Source organism: Campylobacter concisus (genome assembly GCA_002092835.1).
Classification (GTDB): domain Bacteria; phylum Campylobacterota; class Campylobacteria; order Campylobacterales; family Campylobacteraceae; genus Campylobacter_A; species Campylobacter_A concisus_K.
In genome coordinates this window covers 52,463-71,653 of sequence record LVWL01000019.1, presented here as the reverse complement: position 1 = coordinate 71,653, position 19,191 = coordinate 52,463, and the positions used below count along the sequence as shown (strand labels likewise).

General features: G+C 39.1%; 21 protein-coding genes. 5 read left to right on the top strand and 16 right to left on the bottom strand.

Annotation, left to right across the window (positions count from 1 at the left end; translation table 11 throughout):
* Positions 1 to 37: 37 nt before the first annotated feature.
* From A3835_04745 to A3835_04730, 4 genes are read right to left on the bottom strand one after another with little or no spacing between them, the layout of a single operon-like run.
* On the bottom strand, positions 38 to 661 hold the full coding sequence (locus A3835_04745) for a Sel1 repeat protein (GenBank protein ORI07809.1): 624 nt from the start codon (positions 659 to 661) through the stop codon (positions 38 to 40).
* Positions 662 to 1,315 carry a hypothetical protein gene (locus tag A3835_04740; protein ORI07808.1) on the bottom strand — a complete coding sequence of 218 codons (654 nt, stop codon included), beginning with the start codon at positions 1,313 to 1,315 and terminating at the stop codon, positions 662 to 664.
* A gap of 10 nt (positions 1,316 to 1,325) precedes the next feature.
* On the bottom strand, positions 1,326 to 2,666 hold the full coding sequence (locus A3835_04735) for a pyridine nucleotide-disulfide oxidoreductase (GenBank protein ID ORI07807.1): 1,341 nt from the start codon (positions 2,664 to 2,666) through the stop codon (positions 1,326 to 1,328).
* 2 nt (positions 2,667 to 2,668) lie between these two features.
* The gene (locus tag A3835_04730; protein ORI07806.1) at positions 2,669 to 2,989 is read right to left on the bottom strand and encodes a type II secretion system protein; all 321 of its coding nucleotides are present in this window, start codon (positions 2,987 to 2,989) and stop codon (positions 2,669 to 2,671) included.
* Positions 2,990 to 3,066: 77 nt separating this feature from the next.
* On the opposite strand from A3835_04730, the gene A3835_04725 reads away from it, so the two are divergent.
* Positions 3,067 to 3,618, top strand: coding sequence for a hypothetical protein (locus tag A3835_04725; GenBank protein ID ORI07805.1), 552 nt, complete (start codon positions 3,067 to 3,069; stop codon positions 3,616 to 3,618).
* Positions 3,619 to 3,642: 24 nt separating this feature from the next.
* Here the strand turns inward: A3835_04725 and A3835_04720 are convergent, their stop codons facing one another.
* Entirely contained in the window at positions 3,643 to 4,743 is a 1,101-nt protein-coding gene (locus tag A3835_04720; protein ORI07804.1) for a peptide chain release factor 2, read from the bottom strand.
* A gap of 120 nt (positions 4,744 to 4,863) precedes the next feature.
* Here A3835_04720 and A3835_04715 point away from each other — a divergent pair, with 120 nt between their 5' ends.
* From A3835_04715 to A3835_04705, 3 genes are read left to right on the top strand one after another with little or no spacing between them, the layout of a single operon-like run.
* On the top strand, positions 4,864 to 5,685 hold the full coding sequence (locus A3835_04715; protein ORI07803.1) for a pantoate--beta-alanine ligase: 822 nt from the start codon (positions 4,864 to 4,866) through the stop codon (positions 5,683 to 5,685).
* A gap of 2 nt (positions 5,686 to 5,687) precedes the next feature.
* Positions 5,688 to 6,998 carry a ribosomal protein S12 methylthiotransferase RimO gene (locus tag A3835_04710; GenBank protein ORI07802.1) on the top strand — a complete coding sequence of 437 codons (1,311 nt, stop codon included), beginning with the start codon at positions 5,688 to 5,690 and terminating at the stop codon, positions 6,996 to 6,998.
* A complete protein-coding gene (locus A3835_04705; GenBank protein ORI07801.1) occupies positions 6,995 to 7,984 on the top strand; it encodes a tRNA(Ile)-lysidine synthetase in 990 nt (329 codons plus the stop codon). Before A3835_04710 ends, A3835_04705 begins: the two co-directional genes overlap by 4 nt.
* A 46-nt stretch (positions 7,985 to 8,030) precedes the next feature.
* Here A3835_04705 and A3835_04700 read toward each other — a convergent pair whose 3' ends face one another.
* The gene (locus tag A3835_04700) at positions 8,031 to 8,942 is read right to left on the bottom strand and encodes a ribose-phosphate pyrophosphokinase (GenBank protein ORI07800.1); all 912 of its coding nucleotides are present in this window, start codon (positions 8,940 to 8,942) and stop codon (positions 8,031 to 8,033) included.
* Positions 8,943 to 9,179: 237 nt separating this feature from the next.
* On the opposite strand from A3835_04700, the gene A3835_04695 reads away from it, so the two are divergent.
* A complete protein-coding gene (locus A3835_04695; GenBank protein ID ORI07799.1) occupies positions 9,180 to 9,539 on the top strand; it encodes a MarR family transcriptional regulator in 360 nt (119 codons plus the stop codon).
* A 9-nt stretch (positions 9,540 to 9,548) separates the two neighbouring features.
* Here the strand turns inward: A3835_04695 and A3835_04690 are convergent, their stop codons facing one another.
* From A3835_04690 to A3835_04645, 10 genes are all read right to left on the bottom strand, one after another.
* Entirely contained in the window at positions 9,549 to 10,373 is an 825-nt protein-coding gene (locus A3835_04690) for a phosphomethylpyrimidine kinase (protein ID ORI07798.1), read from the bottom strand.
* Positions 10,374 to 11,276 carry a radical SAM protein gene (locus A3835_04685; GenBank protein ORI07987.1) on the bottom strand — a complete coding sequence of 301 codons (903 nt, stop codon included), beginning with the start codon at positions 11,274 to 11,276 and terminating at the stop codon, positions 10,374 to 10,376.
* A 10-nt stretch (positions 11,277 to 11,286) separates the two neighbouring features.
* On the bottom strand, positions 11,287 to 12,309 hold the full coding sequence (locus tag A3835_04680; GenBank protein ORI07797.1) for a uroporphyrinogen decarboxylase: 1,023 nt from the start codon (positions 12,307 to 12,309) through the stop codon (positions 11,287 to 11,289).
* Positions 12,310 to 12,401: 92 nt separating this feature from the next.
* Positions 12,402 to 12,908 (bottom strand): hypothetical protein, encoded by a 507-nt coding sequence (locus A3835_04675; protein ID ORI07796.1) that lies wholly within the window; start codon positions 12,906 to 12,908, stop codon positions 12,402 to 12,404.
* 16 nt (positions 12,909 to 12,924) lie between these two features.
* Positions 12,925 to 13,950 carry an aspartate-semialdehyde dehydrogenase gene (locus A3835_04670; GenBank protein ORI07795.1) on the bottom strand — a complete coding sequence of 342 codons (1,026 nt, stop codon included), beginning with the start codon at positions 13,948 to 13,950 and terminating at the stop codon, positions 12,925 to 12,927.
* Between the two features lie 49 nt (positions 13,951 to 13,999).
* Positions 14,000 to 15,154: an AAA family ATPase gene (locus A3835_04665; protein ORI07794.1), complete on the bottom strand. Its 1,155-nt coding sequence runs from the start codon at positions 15,152 to 15,154 to the stop codon at positions 14,000 to 14,002.
* Between the two features lie 11 nt (positions 15,155 to 15,165).
* A complete protein-coding gene (locus A3835_04660; GenBank protein ORI07793.1) occupies positions 15,166 to 15,558 on the bottom strand; it encodes a hypothetical protein in 393 nt (130 codons plus the stop codon).
* The gene (locus A3835_04655; GenBank protein ID ORI07792.1) at positions 15,534 to 16,034 is read right to left on the bottom strand and encodes a lipoprotein required for motility; all 501 of its coding nucleotides are present in this window, start codon (positions 16,032 to 16,034) and stop codon (positions 15,534 to 15,536) included. The genes A3835_04660 and A3835_04655 overlap by 25 nt, the downstream gene beginning before the upstream one ends.
* 43 nt (positions 16,035 to 16,077) lie before the next feature.
* Complete coding sequence (locus A3835_04650; protein ORI07791.1) at positions 16,078 to 18,696, bottom strand: DNA gyrase subunit A; 2,619 nt, start codon at positions 18,694 to 18,696, stop codon at positions 16,078 to 16,080.
* Between the two features lie 98 nt (positions 18,697 to 18,794).
* Positions 18,795 to 19,190 carry a transporter gene (locus tag A3835_04645; protein ORI07790.1) on the bottom strand — a complete coding sequence of 132 codons (396 nt, stop codon included), beginning with the start codon at positions 19,188 to 19,190 and terminating at the stop codon, positions 18,795 to 18,797.
* Position 19,191 lies beyond the last annotated feature (1 nt).

Sequence of the window (19,191 nt, the reverse complement as noted above, 5' to 3'; positions counted from 1 at the left end):
TTTATTACGAATTTTTAGAATAGTATTTTGACTAGTATTACTTTTTATCCACACATTTGCCAAGTTGGCAGGCTCTTTTGTAAAGTGTGTCTGCCTTTGCTTCATTGCCGCTTAGCTTTGCAAGCAAAAAGCACGACTGAGCGTACTCAAGCTCGCAGCTCTTAGCCAAAAGCTTTAAAACTCTAGCCTCAGCCTTATTTCTATCTATCTTATGAGTTTTTAAATTTTCGCTTTCGATGTAAGATTTTAGCCCCATAGCCTCGTTATAGCAGCCAACGCCATCACCGCTATCACAAGCTAGTTTATAAAGTTTTAGAGCCTTTTGGATATCTTTTTGTTCATCAACAAGCCCTTGCTCATAAATTTGGCCTAAATTTGAACAAGCCGTCGCAAGACCAGCATTGCAAGCTTTTTCGTAGTAGCCTTTTGCTTTTATGAAGTCTTTTTCGTTGCTAAAATTTACAGCTAAATTGTTGCAGTCGATGCTATTTCCACCCTCGCAGTTTTGCATCATCTTCTCTTTTTCAAGCTCAAGACGTTCCGCCCTAACCTCCTCATCACTTTGCCAAAAGCCAAAGCTCACCATCTTTTGCCACGACCAGCAACCACTAAGTATAAAGCCCATAGCCAAAATAAGACCAAAATTTAAGACCTTTTTCACTTACATTCCCAGCTTTGTACCTAGTCTTTTCATCTGCGGACATGCCTTGCTTAGCCCACGAAAGCAAGCGACTTTATAAATTCCATAAGCCCTTTTTTCATCTTTATTGACACCAAGACCAAGCTCATACATCGCTCCGATATTGGCACAACTTGGCAAATCGCCAGCATTGCATGCATTTGTATAAGCTTGCATTGCTAAGTAATAATCTCGCTTAACGATCTCACCTTTTCTATAAGCATTGCCTAAATGATAGCAAGCTTGCACACCGCCACTGTTGCAGCTATCTTTGTAAATTTCGACCGCTTTTTTTGGATCTTTTTTCACGCCAAGGCCGTTTTCATAGAGCATGCCAAGGTTTGAGCAAGCAAGCTGCACTTTCGCATCGCAAGCTTTTTTATAATTTGTTAAAGCGTTTTCATATTCTTTTAAAAGCTCGTAATTTACACCCAAATCATTGCAAGCTTCCGCATCGCCTTCTTCGCATTTTGGTATTAAAATTTCGATCGCATTTCTTGAAATTTGCTCTTTATTTTGCACTATTTTTTCATCCTTTGGCTGCTGCCACGAATCATCTTGTTTTTGTCCTACACCAATCACATTTAAGCAGCCAGTGAAAAATAAAGCCGATAAAAGCAATAAATATTTTTTCATTCTTTTCCTTTTAAAATTGTCCAAATAAGTCATTTAGTGCTTCACTGATACTTGGATGAGTGAAAATTTGATTTTTAAAGAAATTTGCATTTGCTTTTAAATTCATTGCAATTGCGATTTCATTTATCAGCTCATTTGCATAGATGCAGTGAAAGCTAGCACCCAAAATTTCGCCGCTTTGTGCATCAACGATAGCTTTTAGCATACCTACATCGTGATTTAGGACTTTTGCGCCTGGTACTGTTGCCATGCTAAGCTTTAGCTCTTTAAAATTTAGCCCAAGCTTGCTAGCCTCTTTTGCATTTACTCCAACTCTTGCTAATGGAGTGTCGGTAAATAGCACATTTGCATGAATACTTCTATTTTTGGTATTTCTCTTTTTATCACCAAAAATTTGTGAATAAACTATCCTAAAATCATCCAAGCTCGTGTAAGTAAAAAGCTCTCCGCCGCGCACGTCGCCTACCGCATAGATGTTTGGCATATTTGTTTGAAGATTTTCATTTGTCTTTATAAAGCCTTTTTCATTTAGCTCAACTCCAGCAGCTTTTAAATTTAAATCATCCACATTTGCCACTCTGCCAAGCGCGAGCAAAAATGCATCAGCTCTAAGGCATCTTTGCTCGCCATTTTGCTTGAAATTTAATACATTTTCTTTAATGCACTCTATCTCGCAACCCTCTAAAATTTCAACGCCTTGGACTCTAAGAGCTTCTTTTACGCTATTAGCTATATCATCATCTTCGTTTTTAAGTAGTTTTGAACGCCCTATGATAGTCACTTTTGAGCCAAAATTTGCAAACATCGATGCAAACTCTATACCGATAAAACCACTACCGATAATGACAAAATGCTTTGGTAAATTTTTTAGATCAAGCAAAGTTTGGCTTGAAAATACATTTGAGCTTACAACCTCAAAAGGAGCATCTACTTCTTTTGAGCCACTATTTATAATGATAAAGTCGCCCTCTATTATCTTTTTCTCGCCGCTTGGCGTTGTTACAAGTACACTATTTTCACTAGCAAATGAGCCAACACCATCGATCACATCGATATTTTCTTTATCATTTAGCATTGCATAGTTTTTAGCATTCAAAGCTGAGATTAGCTTATTTTTATTTTCCACGCTAAGCGTGTAATATTCGCTTTCAACGCTATTATTTACAAATTTTGCCTCTTTAGCGGCTGTTATTAGACGTTTGGTTGGTATGCAGCCAACATTTATGCAAGTGCCTCCATACATCTTTGGCGATCTCTCTACAAGAGCCACTTTTTTGCCAAGTGCGGCAGCTTTAACCGCTAGCGTTTTGCCAGCTTTTCCAAAACCAATAATTACAATATCATATTTCATTTTCAGTCCCTTATCTTTCCCATTATATAGTAAGTTGTTTCATTTATCTTTTTTAGCTCCATTTTATATTTATTAGCCCAGTTTTTTATAATCTCATCAACTCGCTCTTTTATTTCATTAACGGTAGCTACATTTTTTATCTTTAGTCTATCTTCACTTCCACTCATCGCCACAAAACAAAGGTGTGGCTTTAAATGATCATTTAGTTCAATTATGCTCTTTGGCAAAAGACCATCAGTATTGTTTAAAATTCTACACATTTGAGCAGTGGTCGTTTCATTGACGTTATAGCCAAGCTGGATTAAAAGTGCATTATGATCCATATCGTTCCTTTTGCTTAAAATTTTCGGGCATTATAAGATAAAATTGGATAAAATCGCCTAAATTTTCAAGGACAAATATGAAAAAATTTATCATTTTTGTGTTTAGTGTTTTGCTATTTTGGGGATGTTCGTTAGATCAAATTTCACAAAATTTTGGCCTTAGCGAGCCACCACTTGATCCAGAGGTCGAACAAATAGCAGATGCTATATATCTATACAATGAAGGTAACTATCCAAAAGCTTGCAAGAGATTTTACGACTACGCAAAAGATGGAAATGTTCTAGCCATGCAGCAAACTGGCATTTGCTTTCGTGACGGCAAAGGCTTTAGCAAGGATATCTTAAGGGCACTTTTTTGGTTTGAGACAGCTGGCAGATACGGCAACATAGACGGACTAAGAAGTGCTGGATATATATACGAATACGGCCTTGGGGTCAATAAAAATTTAGAAAAAGCGATATATTTTTATGAAAAAGCTACAAGCCTTGGCTCAAGCGAGGCTAGCTACGATCTAGGGCTTATCTATCTAGGCAAAAATGACTATAAAAAAGCTAGAATTTATCTTGATGAGGCTTGTTTTAAAGACAAAGAAGAAGCTTGTGCAAAGCTAAAAGAGATAAAATTTTAGTTCTCATCTCTTTTTATAAATTTACTACGCCTCAGCCTTTTGAGCGATCAAGACGCCTTCTATCATCTTTTTGATATCTCCATCAAGTATCGCATCAGTTTGTGAGTATGCCTCGCCGCTGCGGTTGTCTTTTACTTGCTGATACGGGAAAAGCACATATGATCTTATCTGATGCCCCCAGCCGATCTCACTCTTTTCGACGCTATTACTCGCTTCTTGCTGCTTCATCAGCTCAAGCTCGTAAAGGCGTGATTTTAACATTTTCATCGCTGTAGCTCTATTTTTGTGCTGACTGCGGTCGTTTTGGCACTGCACGACGATGCCAGTTGGTATATGCGTGATGCGGATGGCAGATTCAGTCTTGTTTACGTGCTGACCGCCTGCGCCACTAGCTCTATAAGTATCTATCTTTAGATCTTTCTCTTCGATCTCGATCTCTATATCATCATCTATCTCAGGGCTTACCATGACACTTGAAAAGCTTGTATGACGGCGCCCTGCACTATCAAATGGGCTTGTACGAACGAGCCTATGGATACCATTTTCTGCTTTGAAATATCCATAAGCATTTTCACCTTTTACAATAAAGCTCACGTCCTTTAGCCCTGCCTCATCGCCCTCTTGAAAGTCAAGAGTCTCGACCTTAAAACCCTCGCGCTCGCAAAATCTAAGATACATCCTATAAAGCATACTCGCCCAGTCGTTACTCTCAGTGCCGCCAGCTCCAGGGTGGATCGATACGATCGCATTTTTGCCATCATCTTCGCCGCTTAAAAGCATAGAAATTTCAAGATTTACTATCTTTTCATCTAAATTTTTAGCGTCATCAAAAAGAGAATTTATAGTCTCTTCGTCATTTTCAGAATTTGCTAGCTCAAAAAGCTCCTTTGCATCGCTTACTGCCTGATTAGCATCGTTAAATTTTGCAAGCATGTTTGAAATTTTAGTTTTTTCTTTATTTAGTGCCCCTGCTCTTGCGATATCTTGCCAAAAATCAGGATCTTGCTCGGTGGCCTCGATCTCTTTTAGTCTAGCCTTGATCTCTTCAGGCTTTACGATAGAGCCTATGTTTTCAACTTTTGTTTGTAGCTTCTTTAAAAGCTCGTTGTATTCGTAACTATCCAAGTTTTTCTCCAAAAATTTTTGCCGATTTTAGCCAAAAGTTGCTTACATTTTTAAATTTACGCCCTTTTAATCCTTTTTTGTTACAATGCCAAGTTAAAATTTAGATAAAAAGAGTCAAATATGCAAATCATAAGAACTATAAAAGAACTTCAAAATTTCGTCTCTAGCACAAGCGCAAAGATCGGTTTTGTGCCAACCATGGGCGCACTTCATGACGGACACATTAGCCTTATCAAAAAATGCGTGAGCGAAAACGAGATAAGCATCGTCTCAACATTCGTTAATCCAACTCAATTTTTACCAGGCGAAGATCTAGACAAATATCCAAGAAACGAGCAAAACGACATTAAAATTTGCGAGCAAAATGGCGTTAGTGCTATTTTTATTCCAGATGCTGGTGAACTTTACTTTGAAGATGAACCTCTAATCGTCGCTCCAAAGAAATTTTCAGCCATCTTAGAGGGCAAAACTAGACCTGGACACTTTGATGGCGTCTTAAGGGTGCTAAACAAGCTATTTCGCCTAACTCGTGCAAATAGCGTTTACATGGGCAAAAAAGATACACAACAATTAATCATCGTGCAAAACATGATAAAGACATTTTTTCTTAATACCAGCCTAGTGGCTTGTGATATCGTTAGAGAGCCGGACGGACTTGCACTTTCAAGTAGAAACGTCTATATCTGCGACGAAGATAAATGTAATGCTCTAAGGCTTTCAAGATCGCTAAATAAAGCACAAAATTTGATCCAAAATGGTGAGGAAGACACAAGCGAGATCAAAACAAAGATGCTTGAAGTGCTAGAGCCGTTAAAGGTTGATTATGTCGCTATTACGGATAGAAATTTAAACGAGATTTCAAAAATAGAAAAAGAAAATACCATTATTTTAGTAGCAGCTTATGTCGACAAAACTAGACTAATAGACAACATCTGGATCTAAAAATGCCAAAACTTCACTTAATTTCACTTGGTTGTAATAAAAATTTAGTTGATTCAGAAATAATGCTCGGCAGACTACAAAACTACGATATCACCGATGATATCAGTGACGCCGACGTTATCATCGTAAATACTTGTGGCTTTATAAAATCTGCTAAAGAAGAGAGTATCCAAACCATACTTGAGATGCACGAAGTTCGTAAAAATGGCTCTTTACTAGTAGTGACTGGCTGTCTTATGCAGCGCTACAAAGATGAGCTAATAAAAGAGTTGCCAGAGGTTGATCTCTTTACCGGTGTGGCTGACTACGACAAGATCGATGAGATCATCTTGAAAAAGCAAAATTTATTTAGCCCGCAGACCTATTTGCAGGCAAATGAAGAGCGCGTCATAACTGGCTCAAACTACCACGCCTACATCAAAATTTCAGAGGGCTGTAACCAAAAATGCAGCTTTTGTGCCATTCCAACTTTTAAAGGCAAGCTAAAATCACGCTCGCTTGAAAACATCGTAAATGAGGTTAAAAATCTGGTCAAAAAAGGCTACTACGACTTTAGCTTTTTGTCCCAAGACTCAAGCTCATATATGCGCGATCAAGGCGTTAGCGACGGGCTTATAAATTTAATAGACGAGATAGAAAAGATAAAGGGCGTAAGGAGTGCCAGGATACTTTATCTCTATCCAAGCACGACCAGCAAGGAGCTAATTGAACGTATAATCGCCTCGCCTGTCTTTCATAACTACTTTGACATGCCGATTCAGCACATCAGCGAAGACATGCTAAAGATAATGAAGCGTGGAAGTGGTGCTAAAAAGATCAAAGAGCTTTTAAATTTAATGAGAAATGCCGAGAATTCATTCTTACGAACTGGTGTTATCGTGGGCCATCCAGGAGAGAGCGAGGAGGATTTTGAGGAGCTTTGCGAATTTTTAGAAGAGTTTAAATTTGATAGAATTTCAGCCTTTGCCTACTCAAAAGAAGAAGACACAGCATCTTTTGAAATGGAGCAAATCCCAGCTAAGATCATCTCAAAAAGACTAAATAAGATAGAAAAGATCACTAAAAAAGCGATAAATGAGAGCTTGCAAAAAGAGATTGGCAAGCAAATTTATGCTTCTCTTGAGGGCGAAAGCAGCGAGGGCGAGATGTTTTACGCAGCCAAAAAAGACATCTGGGATAAAGATATAGACGGCGAAATTTTAATAAATGAAAGCGATGTAAAAGAGCTTGAAATAGGCTCACTCTATCTTTGCGAGGTCACTGACGTGGTTGATCAAAAACTAATCGCTACAATCATCAAAAAAGCAAAATGATAAGCCAAAATGTGCGAGAAAAGCTAAACTCAGGTGCTAACCTACTAGCCTTCTCGCACGGCATAGACAGCACTGCACTTTTTTACATTTTAGAAAAGGCTGGGATCAAATTTGATCTAGCGATGGTTGATTACAATGTTCGAGAGCAAAGTAAAAGCGAGATAAAAAGTGCAAAAGAGCTCGCAGATAAATTTGATAAAAAAATTTATACTAAAAGCGTTTTTTTAGATAAGTCAAATTTTGAAAAAAACGCGCGCGAGGCAAGATATGAGTTTTTCGGAGAAATTTGCCAAAAATTTGGCTATGAAAATTTGATCCTAGCGCATCAGTTTGACGATAAATTTGAGTGGTTTTTGATGCAGCTTAGCAAGGGTGCTGGACTAAAAGAGCTCTTTGGCATGAGCGAGCTTGAAAAGAGAAAGCATTTCTGGCTAGTTAGGCCGCTTTTAAATTTACGCAAAAAAGAGCTTCAAAGCTACCTTGACGAGCGAGGTTTGCGCTACTTTGTCGATGAGACAAATTTAAAAGGTGAGTTAAAAAGAAGCTTTGTTCGGCTAAATTTTAGTGAGCCATTTTTGGATAGATATTTTATTGGCGTGCAAAAGAGCTTTGAGTTTTTAGAAGCCGATAGACAAATTTTAATGCCAAATATCACAAAAATAAGTGATGAAATTTTTATCATAAAAAATGATAGTAATGCGATACGAGGCGTTGATATGGCGGCAAAAGAGCTAAACGTGCTTCTAAGCAAAGCTCAAAAAGATGAGCTAAGTGCAAATTTAGCAAAGCAAACAAGCGTGGTGCTAAGCGGCAAGATCGCTGTCGGATACGCAGATGCTTACCTTTTAGTAACTCCATTTTGCAAAGCCATAATGCCAAAAATTTTTAAAGAGAAGGCTAGAATTTTAAAAATTCCAGCTATAAATAGAGGCTATCTTTTTGCTATAAATTTTGATTTATCAAAATTAAATTCTAATAAATATTGAAAGATTTGGCTTTTGCCTGAAACACTCAAAACAAAAGCAAGATTAATTAAAATAAGCTATTTACGCTTTCATTGTGATATACACGGCGTATCACTTCACCAAATAAAGAAGCCGCACTTAGCACTTTTATACAAGGTAGCTCCTCTGCTAAAGGTATCGTATCTGTTACCACTAGCTCATCTAAAAAGCCTAGTCTTAGCCTATCGTAAGCTGGCCCACTAAGGACTGGGTGCGTACAAAACGCCATAACGCTAGTTGCGCCACGCTCTTTAAAAATTTCAGCTGCTTTTACGATCGTGCCAGCTGTATCTATCATATCATCAACCAAAATCACATCTTTGCCATTTACGTCGCCAATTATATTCATCACTTCGCTCTCGTTTGCTTTTTCGCGGCGTTTATCAACAATAACCATGTCAAGATTTAGATTTTTAGCCAAGGCTCTAGCACGAGCCACGCCGCCTACATCAGGGCTTGCAACGATTGGATTTGGTAGATTTTTAGCTCTTACGTAGTCATTAAAAATGATGCTTCCATAAAGGTTATCAACCGGGATATCAAAAAATCCTTGAATTTGTCCTGCGTGAAGATCCATAGTGACGACTCTATCGATACCTGCTGTTTGCATCATGTTTGCCACTAGCTTTGCAGTGATCGGCACTCTAGGAGCTGCTTTTCTATCTTGTCTAGCGTAGCCAAAATACGGCACAATCGCTGTTATAGAGCTTGCACTGCTACGTCTTAAAGCATCAGTTAAAATAAGTAGCTCCATTAAATTTGTATTTGTCGGTGCACATGTTGGCTGAATGACAAAAACATCTTTTCCGCGCACGCTCTCGCCGATTTGCACGCTGATCTCTCCATCGCTAAATCTTTTTATACTTGCCTCGCTAAGAGGAAGTGAAAGATATTGCGAAATTTTCTTTGAAAGCTCAATATTAGCCGTTCCTGAGAAAATTTATAGCCTCTCATAATGATAACCCTTTTAGTGATTTTTATGTTGGGATTTTATCAAAACGAGCTTTAATTTAAATTTATTTTTAGGACCATTTCTAGCCCTAGTTTAATTCTTATCGCCACAATCAAAAATTTTAGCTTTGATTTTACAAACCTTAAAATTTAAACAAGTATAAAAAATATAAGATAGCTAAGAATATTTTTTTATTTATAAACATTATAGGATTACAATCACAACATGTTTAAAGCTTATAGAATTTATGATTTTATCAAAGATGATAGTTTGGATATGAAGGCGGTTTTTGTTGATAGACTCTATCCAAGAGGCATAAGAAAAGAGATATTTTCAAATTTCATTTGGTTAAAAGATATCACACCAAGCACTGCTTTAAGAGAGTGGTTTCATGAAGATAGAGAAGCTAGATTTGATGAGTTTTGTGAGAAATTTGAGCTCGAGCTTGATAATGAAAAAGCGCAATCTTGCTTTAAAATGCTAAAAAAACTAGAAAAAGAGCATGGCGATATAGCACTTCTAACAGCTAGCAAAGATATAAATCTTTGCCATATCGTTGTGTTATTAAAAATTTTAAATAAGTAGTTTGTCCGCCTATTTTGCAAGAGTGCCAAGCATCTTTTCAAACTGCACACCATACCATGTGCGGCTCTTATCTTTTAGTGTGATTTTAATGCTACTAAGCACAAAATTTGCCGCCTTTTTTATAGCAGTTTCTATCGTTTCGCCATTTACTAGCGAGCCAAAAAGCACAGAGGCAAATATATCTCCAGTCCCACTTGTATGAAATGGTAAAAATTCATGAAAATACTCTACTTTCTCTTTTGTCTTTGCGTCATAAGCTATGATACCGCATTCATTTTGCTTGTATCTAATGCCCTTTAACACGATCTTCCTAGCTCCAAAGCTAGCCAAACCTTCAAGCAACTCTAAAATATAATCTTGCGTATAGTCACTGCCTAAAAACGGCATCCCGCACATAAAGCTTGCTTCAGTTATGTTTGGCGTGATGACGTGAGCCTTTGTGCAAAGCTCACGCATTTTCATAACAAATTTTTCATCAAATCCGTGATAGAGCTTGCCATTGTCGCCCATGCAAGGATCTACAAGTATTAGTGGAGCAGAGTCATTAAACTCATTAAAAATTTTCTCTATCAGCTCAAGCTGGCTAAAGCTGCCTAAAAATCCGGTATAAATTCCATCAAATGCGATATTTTCTTTGTGCCATACTTGTGTTATCTCGTCAAATTCATTAGTCAGATCACGAAATGTGAAATTTTTAAAGCCAGTATGAGTCGAAAGTAACGCAGTAGGCAATATACATGCTTCAATGCCTTGAGCGCTGATTATGGGAAGTGCGACGGTAAGGGAACATTTGCCAACGCACGAGATATCTTGTATTGTAAGGATTCTTTTCATTTATACTCTTAGTTTGTAAAATTTTACTCCAGCAACATCGGCTAGATAAACCATATCTTGTTGCAAGAGCTTGTTTAAAATTTGCTTTGAGTGTTCTGAGAAATTTTCTTCAACATTTGCGATAGTTTGCGGACGACGCCTTAGCATTTCTAAAATTTCTTCCTCACTAAAGTTATATTTTTGCTCTATCTTGTGAGTTTTGACGATATTAACTGGCACGCCACTTATCTGCTCGGCTAGCTCCTCTAACCTTTTAGTGTCTACGCCTTTTACATTATAGGCTGGTGGGCGATCTACCGTGCCAATATCTACTCGGTGTGGAGCTATCTCATTTATCGCCACATTAAGTGCTTCAAACTCACTTTTTTTATCATTAAAACCAGCTACGACTAAAATTTCAAGCACAAGCTCGCCCTTAAATTCCTTACGAAATTTAGCCATTGCTTTTATAAGTTTATTTACTTCTATGCCGCTTTTGTTGCGGTCTATCTTTTTAAAAGTACTTTGCACCGCGCTATCCAGGCTAAATTTCACTATATCAAGCCCATTTAGCGCTTCACAAATTTTTGGATCACGCACGCCTGAGCCATTACTCAAAATAAGTGTTTTTGCGCTACCTTTTAGCTCATTTACTTTTGCTATCAGCTCTTTTAAGTACGGGTAAAGAGTTGGTTCACCATTTGCTGTAAGTGTGATGACGTCGATGTTTTGATGAGTTTTTAAAGCTTCTTTTAAATCGCTTATGATTTCACTAACACTTGGCGGATTTTCTATCGCATTGACTACTTTAGCGCCACTTAGCTCACAATAAACACAGTCAAAATTGCACGATTTTTGCTTAGGGCTTAGATCTATGCCAAGACTCATGCCAAAACGGCGTGAATTTATCGGACCAAAGACAATGCAAGGCTTATTACCTTGCACTTTTTGTCTGCACCTGTTTTATAAAATATTTTGCATTCTCAACTGGCACATCAGGCAAAATTCCATGACCAAGGTTAAAAATGTGCGGTGCGCCCTTCATCGTGCTTAAAATTTTCTCAATGCCTTCATCTATCGCCTTTTTGCTATAAAGCCTTGTTGGCTCCATGTTGCCTTGAAGGACGTATCTTGGGCTAAGTTTTGCTTTGGCTAGCTCGATCGGTGTACTCCAGTCAACGCCAAAAACATCAAATTTACCTGAAATTTTATCCAGATAGCCACTTATTCCTTTTGGAAAAACAATGACTGGAATTTCTGGAAATTCAGCCTTAACACTATCAACTATTTTATTAATGTAGTTAAATCCAAACTCAAAATAAGCCTGCTCTTCAAGCGCAGCCGCCCAGCTATCAAAAATTTGCACTGCATCTACACCAGCTTTTATCTGCTCTTTGACATAAAGGATGAGCGCTTGCGTCACTTTTTCTAAGATTTGATGTAAAAATTCTGGATTTTGATAGAGCATTTTTTTGCAGACCGCATAAGTTTTACTGCCACCACCTTCTATCATATATGTAGCTATCGTCCAAGGTGCGCCACAAAAGCCAATGAGCGCCTTATCTTTGGCTAAATTTTCTCTTGTAAGCTTGATCGTGTCATAGACGTATGCTAAATTTTTAGTCGATTTTTCGATACTAAGTGTATCAAGTGCGGCCTTATCACGCAAAGGCTTTGTAAAAACTGGCCCCTCGCCCTTTTCAAAGCGTAGATCCATGCCCATTTCAAGAGGCACAACGAGAATGTCGCTAAATAAAATCGCCGCATCAACGCCTAGAATTTCAACTGGTTGAAGCGTGACTTCGCTAGCCTTTTTGTAGTCTTTACAAAGTGACAAAAAATCCCCTGCTTGCGCGCGTACTCGCATATACTCTGGTAGATATCTACCAGCTTGGCGCATCATCCAAACAGGCGTATAAGGGGTAGGTTTTTTAAGGCAGGCGTCTATGAAAATCATTAAATTTCCTTTAAATTTTTAAAGGGATATTACCTAAAAATAGCTAAAGAAAAGATGTAGGAGAAAATTTAAGCGTAAAAACGCTTAAAATTTTAGTGATCTCCCTTGTGAAGGAAGTAAAGTCCAAGGCAAAGTGCAAGGATAGAAGCCGCAAGATAGGCCATCTCAAGCGGAGTTGTGAAGTTTGCGTGAAGCACCCTTTGGAAGAAATTTACGATTAAGACCATGACGATCACTTTGCCAAGCTTGTCTTTTAGCTCATCAAGTGAATGCACTTCAAGTACCTTGCTCTGCTTTGACTGTTTTAGCTGTGTGATCTCTGAGATGAAAAGCTCGTAAATTCCGAAGCTAAATATATAAAGAACAAGCGCCATCAAGTATAGATCGATCGCTCCAACAATCTCGCCAACGACTTCTGAGTGGAAATTTTCAACGTGAAAATCTGCAGCAAAGAAATATTTATAAACCTCTAAAAGTACTTTGCCGACGTCATAGCTTGCGATGATAAAAAGCACGATCGCACCTAAAAGTCCAAAAACTACTGGAAAAAGTGTAAAGCTGTTGCTAGCAAGCAAAATTTTTTCAAATATCTTACGCAATAAAAATCCTTTTTATTTACTCTTGCATCGCAATCCACTTTTGCGCGATCCTGACGGCATTTGTCGCAGCCCCTACGCGGATCTGATCGGCACTACACCAAAGATGAAGCACATTAGGTCTGTAATTATCAACTCTGATCCTGCCGACATAAGTCTCATTTGTATCACTTGAAATGATAGGCATCGGATACTCTTTTTGCGCTGGATTATCGACTACGACGATGCTTGGCGCTTTGTTTAATATCTCTCTTGCCGCATCTGCGCTCACGTCTTTGTCAAAATGGATGGTGATCGCCTCAGAGTGGCTTCTAAGCACTGGCACACGCACACAGGTAGCGCTAACTTCTATATCTTTGTGAAGAATTTTTTGCGTTTCATTGACCATTTTCATCTCTTCTTTTGTGTAGTCATTGTCCAAAAAAACATCGATGTGTGGGATAACATTTAGTGCTAGGCGGTGCGCAAATACCTTTGGCTCGCACTCATCAAGCTTAAACTCAAAGAATTTTTGCATCTGAACGACAAGCTCTTCCATGCCCTCTTTGCCAGCACCGCTTGCTGCTTGGTATGTAGAGACATCGACTCTATTGATGCTAAAAGCGTCATTTAGTGGCTTTAAAATTTGCACCATTTGGATAGTTGAGCAGTTTGGATTAGCTATGATGCCGCGGTTTTTCCACATGGCGATGTCACTTGGGTTGCACTCAGGCACGACTAGCGGGATATCTTTATCCATCCTAAAATGGCTGGTATTATCGATGACTACCGCGCCGCTGTCAGCTGCAAATTTGGCAAATTTCTCTGAAACTGAGCCGCCTGCACTAAAAAATGCGATATCGATCTCGTGCTCGCTAAAAACCTTTTCGGTTAGCTCTTTTACCTTGTAATATTTGCCATTAAATTCGATCTCACTACCAGCACTTTTTGCACTAGCAAGCGGCAAAAGCTCTCCAACTGGGAAATCAACCTCTTCCATAACTCTAAAAAGCTCTTCGCCGACCGCTCCAGTAGCGCCAACGACTGCTACGTTAAATTTTCTCATCTGCTCTCCTTATCTTTTTTAATTTTCGTAATTTTACTTAAATTTATGGCTATTTTTTGCTTCTGGCTTGTAAAAATAGATCTTTTGGCAAAATTTCATCACCCTCGCTTAGTATCGCTGCACGCTGCACGACTGAGATGAGCTCTCTTATGTTGCCTGGATAGTCATAGCTCAAAAGCTCCTCTTTTGCCGCTTTTGAGAAATTTTTAGCCTCAAAGCCATACTCTTTGCAACATTTTTCTAAAGCATCCTGCGCGATAGGCAAAATTTCATCCTTTCGCTCGCGAAGTGGCGGGATGAAAAGCGGGATCGTATTTAGGCGGTAGAAAAGATCCTCTCTAAACCTGCCCTCTTTCATAGCAAGCTCTAAATTTGCGTTTGTAGCACAGATGATGCGAACATCTATCTTTTCGCTCTTTGTGGCACCAAGCCTTGTTATCTCGCGCTCCTGTAAGGCACGAAGTAATTTTGGCTGTAAATTTATAGGCATCTCGCCGATCTCATCTAAAAATAGCGTTCCGCCATTTGCCAGTTCAAACTGCCCTTTTTTGGTAGTCGCAGCGTCAGTAAATGCGCCTTTTTCAAAGCCAAAAAGCTCACTTTCTATCAAATTTTCAGGGATCGCTGCCATATTTAAAGCAACAAATGCTGCATCTTTTCTAGGCGAGTTTGCATGGATAAATTTAGCAAAGACCTCCTTACCAACGCCACTTTCACCACTAAGCATTATTGAAGCATCAGTCCTTGCAGCTTTTAGCGCGATATTTAGTGTCGCTTCAAGAGCTTTTGAAGTGGCTAAAAAGCCATTGTTTTCGTTTTTGGTTTCAACTTTTTTTATGGTTTTTGGAGTTTTTTGCTTAAGAAGCTCGACCCTTTTTATCGCCTCGTAAAGCGTTGAGACGTCAAACGGCTTGGTTAAAAAGTCCTTTACGCCGAGCCTAACGCTCTCTATCGCCTTGTTAAGTGTCGCGTTTCCTGTCATTATAATGACGTCAAATTTGCCGTTTAACTCTTTAATGAACTCAAGTCCATCCATCTTTGGCATGTTTATATCGGTGATGATTAGATCAGTGTCGTCGCTTAGCTTTTTTAGGGCTTCAACTGCGCTCTTATAGCTTTTTATATTTAGCTCTTCATACTCGCCAAGTGCGATCTCAAGCGACTTTCGCATATTGATGTCATCTTCTACTATGACGATATTCATTTGATCTCTTTTTATTGAAGTGTGCCGATGATAGCGGATTTTGGCTTAAATTCCACCATAAATCTAACTGGCAAAATTTTCAAATTTGAAGCGTTTGTGACCTGTGCATTTTTGACATTAAGCTCATTTTTTATCATCACTTTTTTTAAGGCAAAGCAGTCAAAAATTTCATCTTTGTGTAAATTTAAAAAGCCAAGAGTTGTGGTGTTTTCATCTTTAAAAGCGTCTATTTGACAAAGAAATTTTGGTTTTGGATTTGGTGTTAGAGTCATCGCCATTGAAAATGAAATTTCTTCAAAGGCAACTATTTGGTTTTTTGTATCGACCTTCGCCCAGAAGATAAATTCTTCCAAGCAAAAGGCAAAATTTAAAAGTATCGTTAGTAAGAAAAGACTTCTCGCCACTTATCTTCGTCTATCTTAAGCTCCATATTTACCTTATAAAGCCCGTCTTTGAAATTTTCATTCACGATCCTTGCGTTTTTAACAAGACCTTGAACCTTTGAAGTGATAGATGAGTCGTTTAGCATAGCGTCTCTTACTGTGTCTTCAGCGTTGATCTTTACGCCATAAAGCTTGCCAGCAAGCTGAGAATAAGCATCAGCCATTGCTGCTCTTTTTGCAAGAGTGACTGACTGAGCGTACGAGAGCGAATTTAGCGGAGCTATGCCCTCGCCTGTGGCTCTAAAAGTAGTCTCTCTTGGAGCGCTATCATATATCATCTTCTCTTTTTTCATCACCTCTCTAAGATCGTCTTTATCGACCTTTTGGATGACTACATTGCGGTTTGATGTGCTTGTCGGCTCGCCCATAAAGCCATTAAATGTACAACCACTAAAAAGTGTCGCCATTACAGCAAAAAATAAAATTTTAATCTTCATAAACAACCTTTTTATGCTTTTATTTAAAATTTAACAGCAAAATTTATTCCAAAAGCCCCATATCTTCGCCTGATGCTTCTTCATCATCACCATCTTCAGCCTTAGGGCATCTTGCGATACTTACAACATCATCGCCATCGACATTTACGACGATCACACCGCTTGTATTACGTCCTGCTTTGCGGATGCTTTGCATATCGACTCTTATCATCTTGCCGCTTGATGTTAGAGCCATTAGATCTTGCTCTTCATCAACCATCACAACGCCCACTAGATCGCCTGTTCTGCTTGTTAGCTTCATGCAGATGACGCCTTTGCCGCCGCGATTTGTCAAGCGGTACTCATCAGCAGTTGTGCGTTTGCCGATACCTTTTTGAGATATGCTTAAAATTTCTTGATCGTTACTTTCGATGACTGCTGCACCTACGACCTCATCACCTGGCTCTTTAAATTTGATACCAGTTACGCCGCGTGCAGTTCTTCCCATTTGGCGAACCTTACTAATCTTAAATTTTAGACACATACCCTTTTTAGTAACGACAAATAGCATTGTCTCATCGCTTGAGTTTGCATCCTCTTCAGCATTTACATTATCTTCGTCGATCTCATTTTGAAGCTCTTCTACTTCTAGCACTTCAGTCTCAACGCTTAGCTCATTTTCTGGGTCAGTGACTGGCATATCATCGTATGTTTGAGCGATGAGCGCAGTTACTAGCTCGTCGTTCTCATCAAGACTTATCGCTCTTACACCAACTGAGCGGATGTTTTTAAATTCGCTTAAATTTGTGCGTTTTACGATGCCGTTTTTAGTAAAGAATGCTAGAGATTTGCTCTCGTCAAAGTCAGTCGTTGGGATGATCGCTTTGATCTTCTCATCAGGCTGCAACTGGATCAAATTTACAACTGCCTTGCCCTTTGCTGTGCGGCTTCCCTCTGGGATCTTATAGACTTTTAACCAGTATAGCTGTCCGCGGTCAGTCACAAACATAAGCGTGTCATGGGTATTTGAAGTAAAGAAGCTCTCTATAAAATCGTCATCATATGTAGTGACCGCTACTTTGCCCTTACCGCCACGCTTTTGCTTCTCGTACTGCTTGCTTGGCACACGCTTGATGTAGCCTCGGTGAGTTATTGTTACGACCATATTTTCATTTGGTATAAGATCTTCGATGTCGATATCATCGTAGTCATCAACGATCTCAGTCACTCTTGGCACTTTAAATTTATTTTTGATCTCAAGAAGCTCTTCTTTGATCAAATTTTCAAGCAATGTCTCGCTCTTTAAAATTTCATCAAGTCTTGCGATCTCAGCCACAAGCTCAGCTAGCTCGGCCTCTAGTTTTTCTCTCTCTAGGCCTGTGAGCTTGCTTAGACGCATATCAAGGATAGCGTTTGCTTGAAGCTCTGAGAGGTTAAATTTACTCATCAAGCCCTCTCTAGCAACCGACGTATCGGCACTATTTCTAATAAGCTCGATCACCTCGTCGATGTTATCAAGTGCGATCTTTAGACCATCTAATATGTGGGCTCTTGCGCGCGCTTTTTCAAGCTCAAATATCGTTCTTCTAATGATAACGGTTTTTCTGTGATTTAAAAATAGCTTAAGTAGTTCGATAAGATTAAATACCTTTGGCTCTTTGTTATTAATAGCAAGCATAATAACGCCAAAAGTGCTCTCCATCGTGGTTGATTTAAAAAGATTATTTAGCACGATGTCGCTCATCGCGTCGCGTTTTAGCTCGATAACTACGCGGATACCGTCCTTGTCAGACTCATCTCTAACCTCGCTGATGCCCTCTATCTGCTTATCTTTTACAAGCTCAGCGATCTGCTCGATAAGCCTAGCTTTGTTTGTTTGATATGGTAGCTCGTCGATGACGATCACATCTTTATTTGGCTTTTTTTCTATGTGGGTTTTTGCTCTTAGTTTGACCCTGCCACGACCTGTGCGGTAGGCCTCTATGATGCCCTTTTTACCAAAGATGATACCACCTGTTGGGAAGTCTGGACCTTTGATAAATTCCATCACCTCTTCAAGTGTCGCCTCTTTGTTTTCAAGAAGGAGCAAAAGACCGTCTATAAGCTCATCAAGGCTGTGTGGTGGGATATTTGTCGCCATACCGACAGCGATACCGCTTGAGCCGTTTAATAATAAATTTGGCACACGGCTTGGAAGTACATCTGGCTCGATCTCTCTATCATCGTAGTTTGGTACAAAATCAACCGTATCTTTGTCTATATCTTTTAAAAGCTCTTCAGTAAGCATTGTCATTCTAGCTTCGGTATAACGCATCGCAGCTGCGCTGTCGCCGTCAATAGAGCCAAAGTTTCCTTGTCCGTCAACGACTGGATAACGCATAGAAAATTTCTGCGCCATACGAACAAGAGCGTCATAAACTGCTGTGTCGCCGTGTGGGTGGTACTTGCCTATGACTTCACCGACGATACGAGCTGACTTCATGTAGGCACTTCTGCTGCCAACACCAAGATTGTCCATAGCGTATAAAATTCTTCTATGGACTGGTTTTAAGCCGTCTCTAGCATCAGGCAAGGCACGTCCGACGATAACACTCATAGAGTAGTCAAGATAGCTAGTTTTTATAGACTCTTCGATATCAACAGACGCAATATCTTGGGTTAATTCAAGTAGATTGTCTTTCATTTTTTTCCTTAAATTTAGCTTGGCTGATTTTAGCCAATAATTGATAAAAACTTGCTAAATAGTAAATCAGCGACTTTGGCAATAGTGCGATGAAAATTTTAGTCTAAAATTCTTGCTATCTGCTCTTTTTTAAGAATAAAATCATAGCTAAAAGCATCAACCACGACTCCAGCGTAACTGCTCTCTCGTAGCATCGCAAGATACTCTTTTAGCCCTATCTCAATGCTCTCTTGCTCGCTATCGTTTCGCCAAAGCTTCATCGCCTCTTTGCTAGTAAATGCTGGAAAATAACTAAGCTTCTCGCCCTCATCTTCAAGAAGGATAAATTTGATATTTGAGCCCTCCTCCTCATAAACTACGCCGCCATCAGGTTTTACAAGCGCTTGGTTTAAAAGCACCGGAGCGAAAAAAGTAGCCTTTTTTAAAGCAGATATCAAATTTATCTCATTTTGCTGGCTTGGATCATTTAAAAATTTATCCATCGCTTCTTGCATT

Excerpts from the sequence above, each read along its gene's own strand:
- A3835_04740 (ORI07808.1), bottom strand. The coding sequence starts at position 1,315 with ATGAAAAAATATTTATTGCTTTTATCGGCTTTATTTTTCACTGGCTGC.
- A3835_04735 (ORI07807.1), bottom strand. The coding sequence starts at position 2,666 with ATGAAATATGATATTGTAATTATTGGTTTTGGAAAAGCTGGCAAAACG.
- A3835_04730 (ORI07806.1), bottom strand. The coding sequence starts at position 2,989 with ATGGATCATAATGCACTTTTAATCCAGCTTGGCTATAACGTCAATGAA.
- A3835_04725 (ORI07805.1), top strand. The coding sequence starts at position 3,067 with ATGAAAAAATTTATCATTTTTGTGTTTAGTGTTTTGCTATTTTGGGGA.
- A3835_04715 (ORI07803.1), top strand. The coding sequence starts at position 4,864 with ATGCAAATCATAAGAACTATAAAAGAACTTCAAAATTTCGTCTCTAGC.
- A3835_04710 (ORI07802.1), top strand. The coding sequence starts at position 5,688 with ATGCCAAAACTTCACTTAATTTCACTTGGTTGTAATAAAAATTTAGTT.
- A3835_04705 (ORI07801.1), top strand. The coding sequence starts at position 6,995 with ATGATAAGCCAAAATGTGCGAGAAAAGCTAAACTCAGGTGCTAACCTA.
- A3835_04695 (ORI07799.1), top strand. The coding sequence starts at position 9,180 with ATGTTTAAAGCTTATAGAATTTATGATTTTATCAAAGATGATAGTTTG.
- A3835_04690 (ORI07798.1), bottom strand. The coding sequence starts at position 10,373 with ATGAAAAGAATCCTTACAATACAAGATATCTCGTGCGTTGGCAAATGT.
- A3835_04680 (ORI07797.1), bottom strand. The coding sequence starts at position 12,309 with ATGATTTTCATAGACGCCTGCCTTAAAAAACCTACCCCTTATACGCCT.
- A3835_04670 (ORI07795.1), bottom strand. The coding sequence starts at position 13,950 with ATGAGAAAATTTAACGTAGCAGTCGTTGGCGCTACTGGAGCGGTCGGC.
- A3835_04665 (ORI07794.1), bottom strand. The coding sequence starts at position 15,154 with ATGAATATCGTCATAGTAGAAGATGACATCAATATGCGAAAGTCGCTT.
- A3835_04655 (ORI07792.1), bottom strand. The coding sequence starts at position 16,034 with ATGAAGATTAAAATTTTATTTTTTGCTGTAATGGCGACACTTTTTAGT.
- A3835_04650 (ORI07791.1), bottom strand. The coding sequence starts at position 18,696 with ATGAAAGACAATCTACTTGAATTAACCCAAGATATTGCGTCTGTTGAT.
- A3835_04645 (ORI07790.1), bottom strand. The coding sequence starts at position 19,190 with ATGCAAGAAGCGATGGATAAATTTTTAAATGATCCAAGCCAGCAAAAT.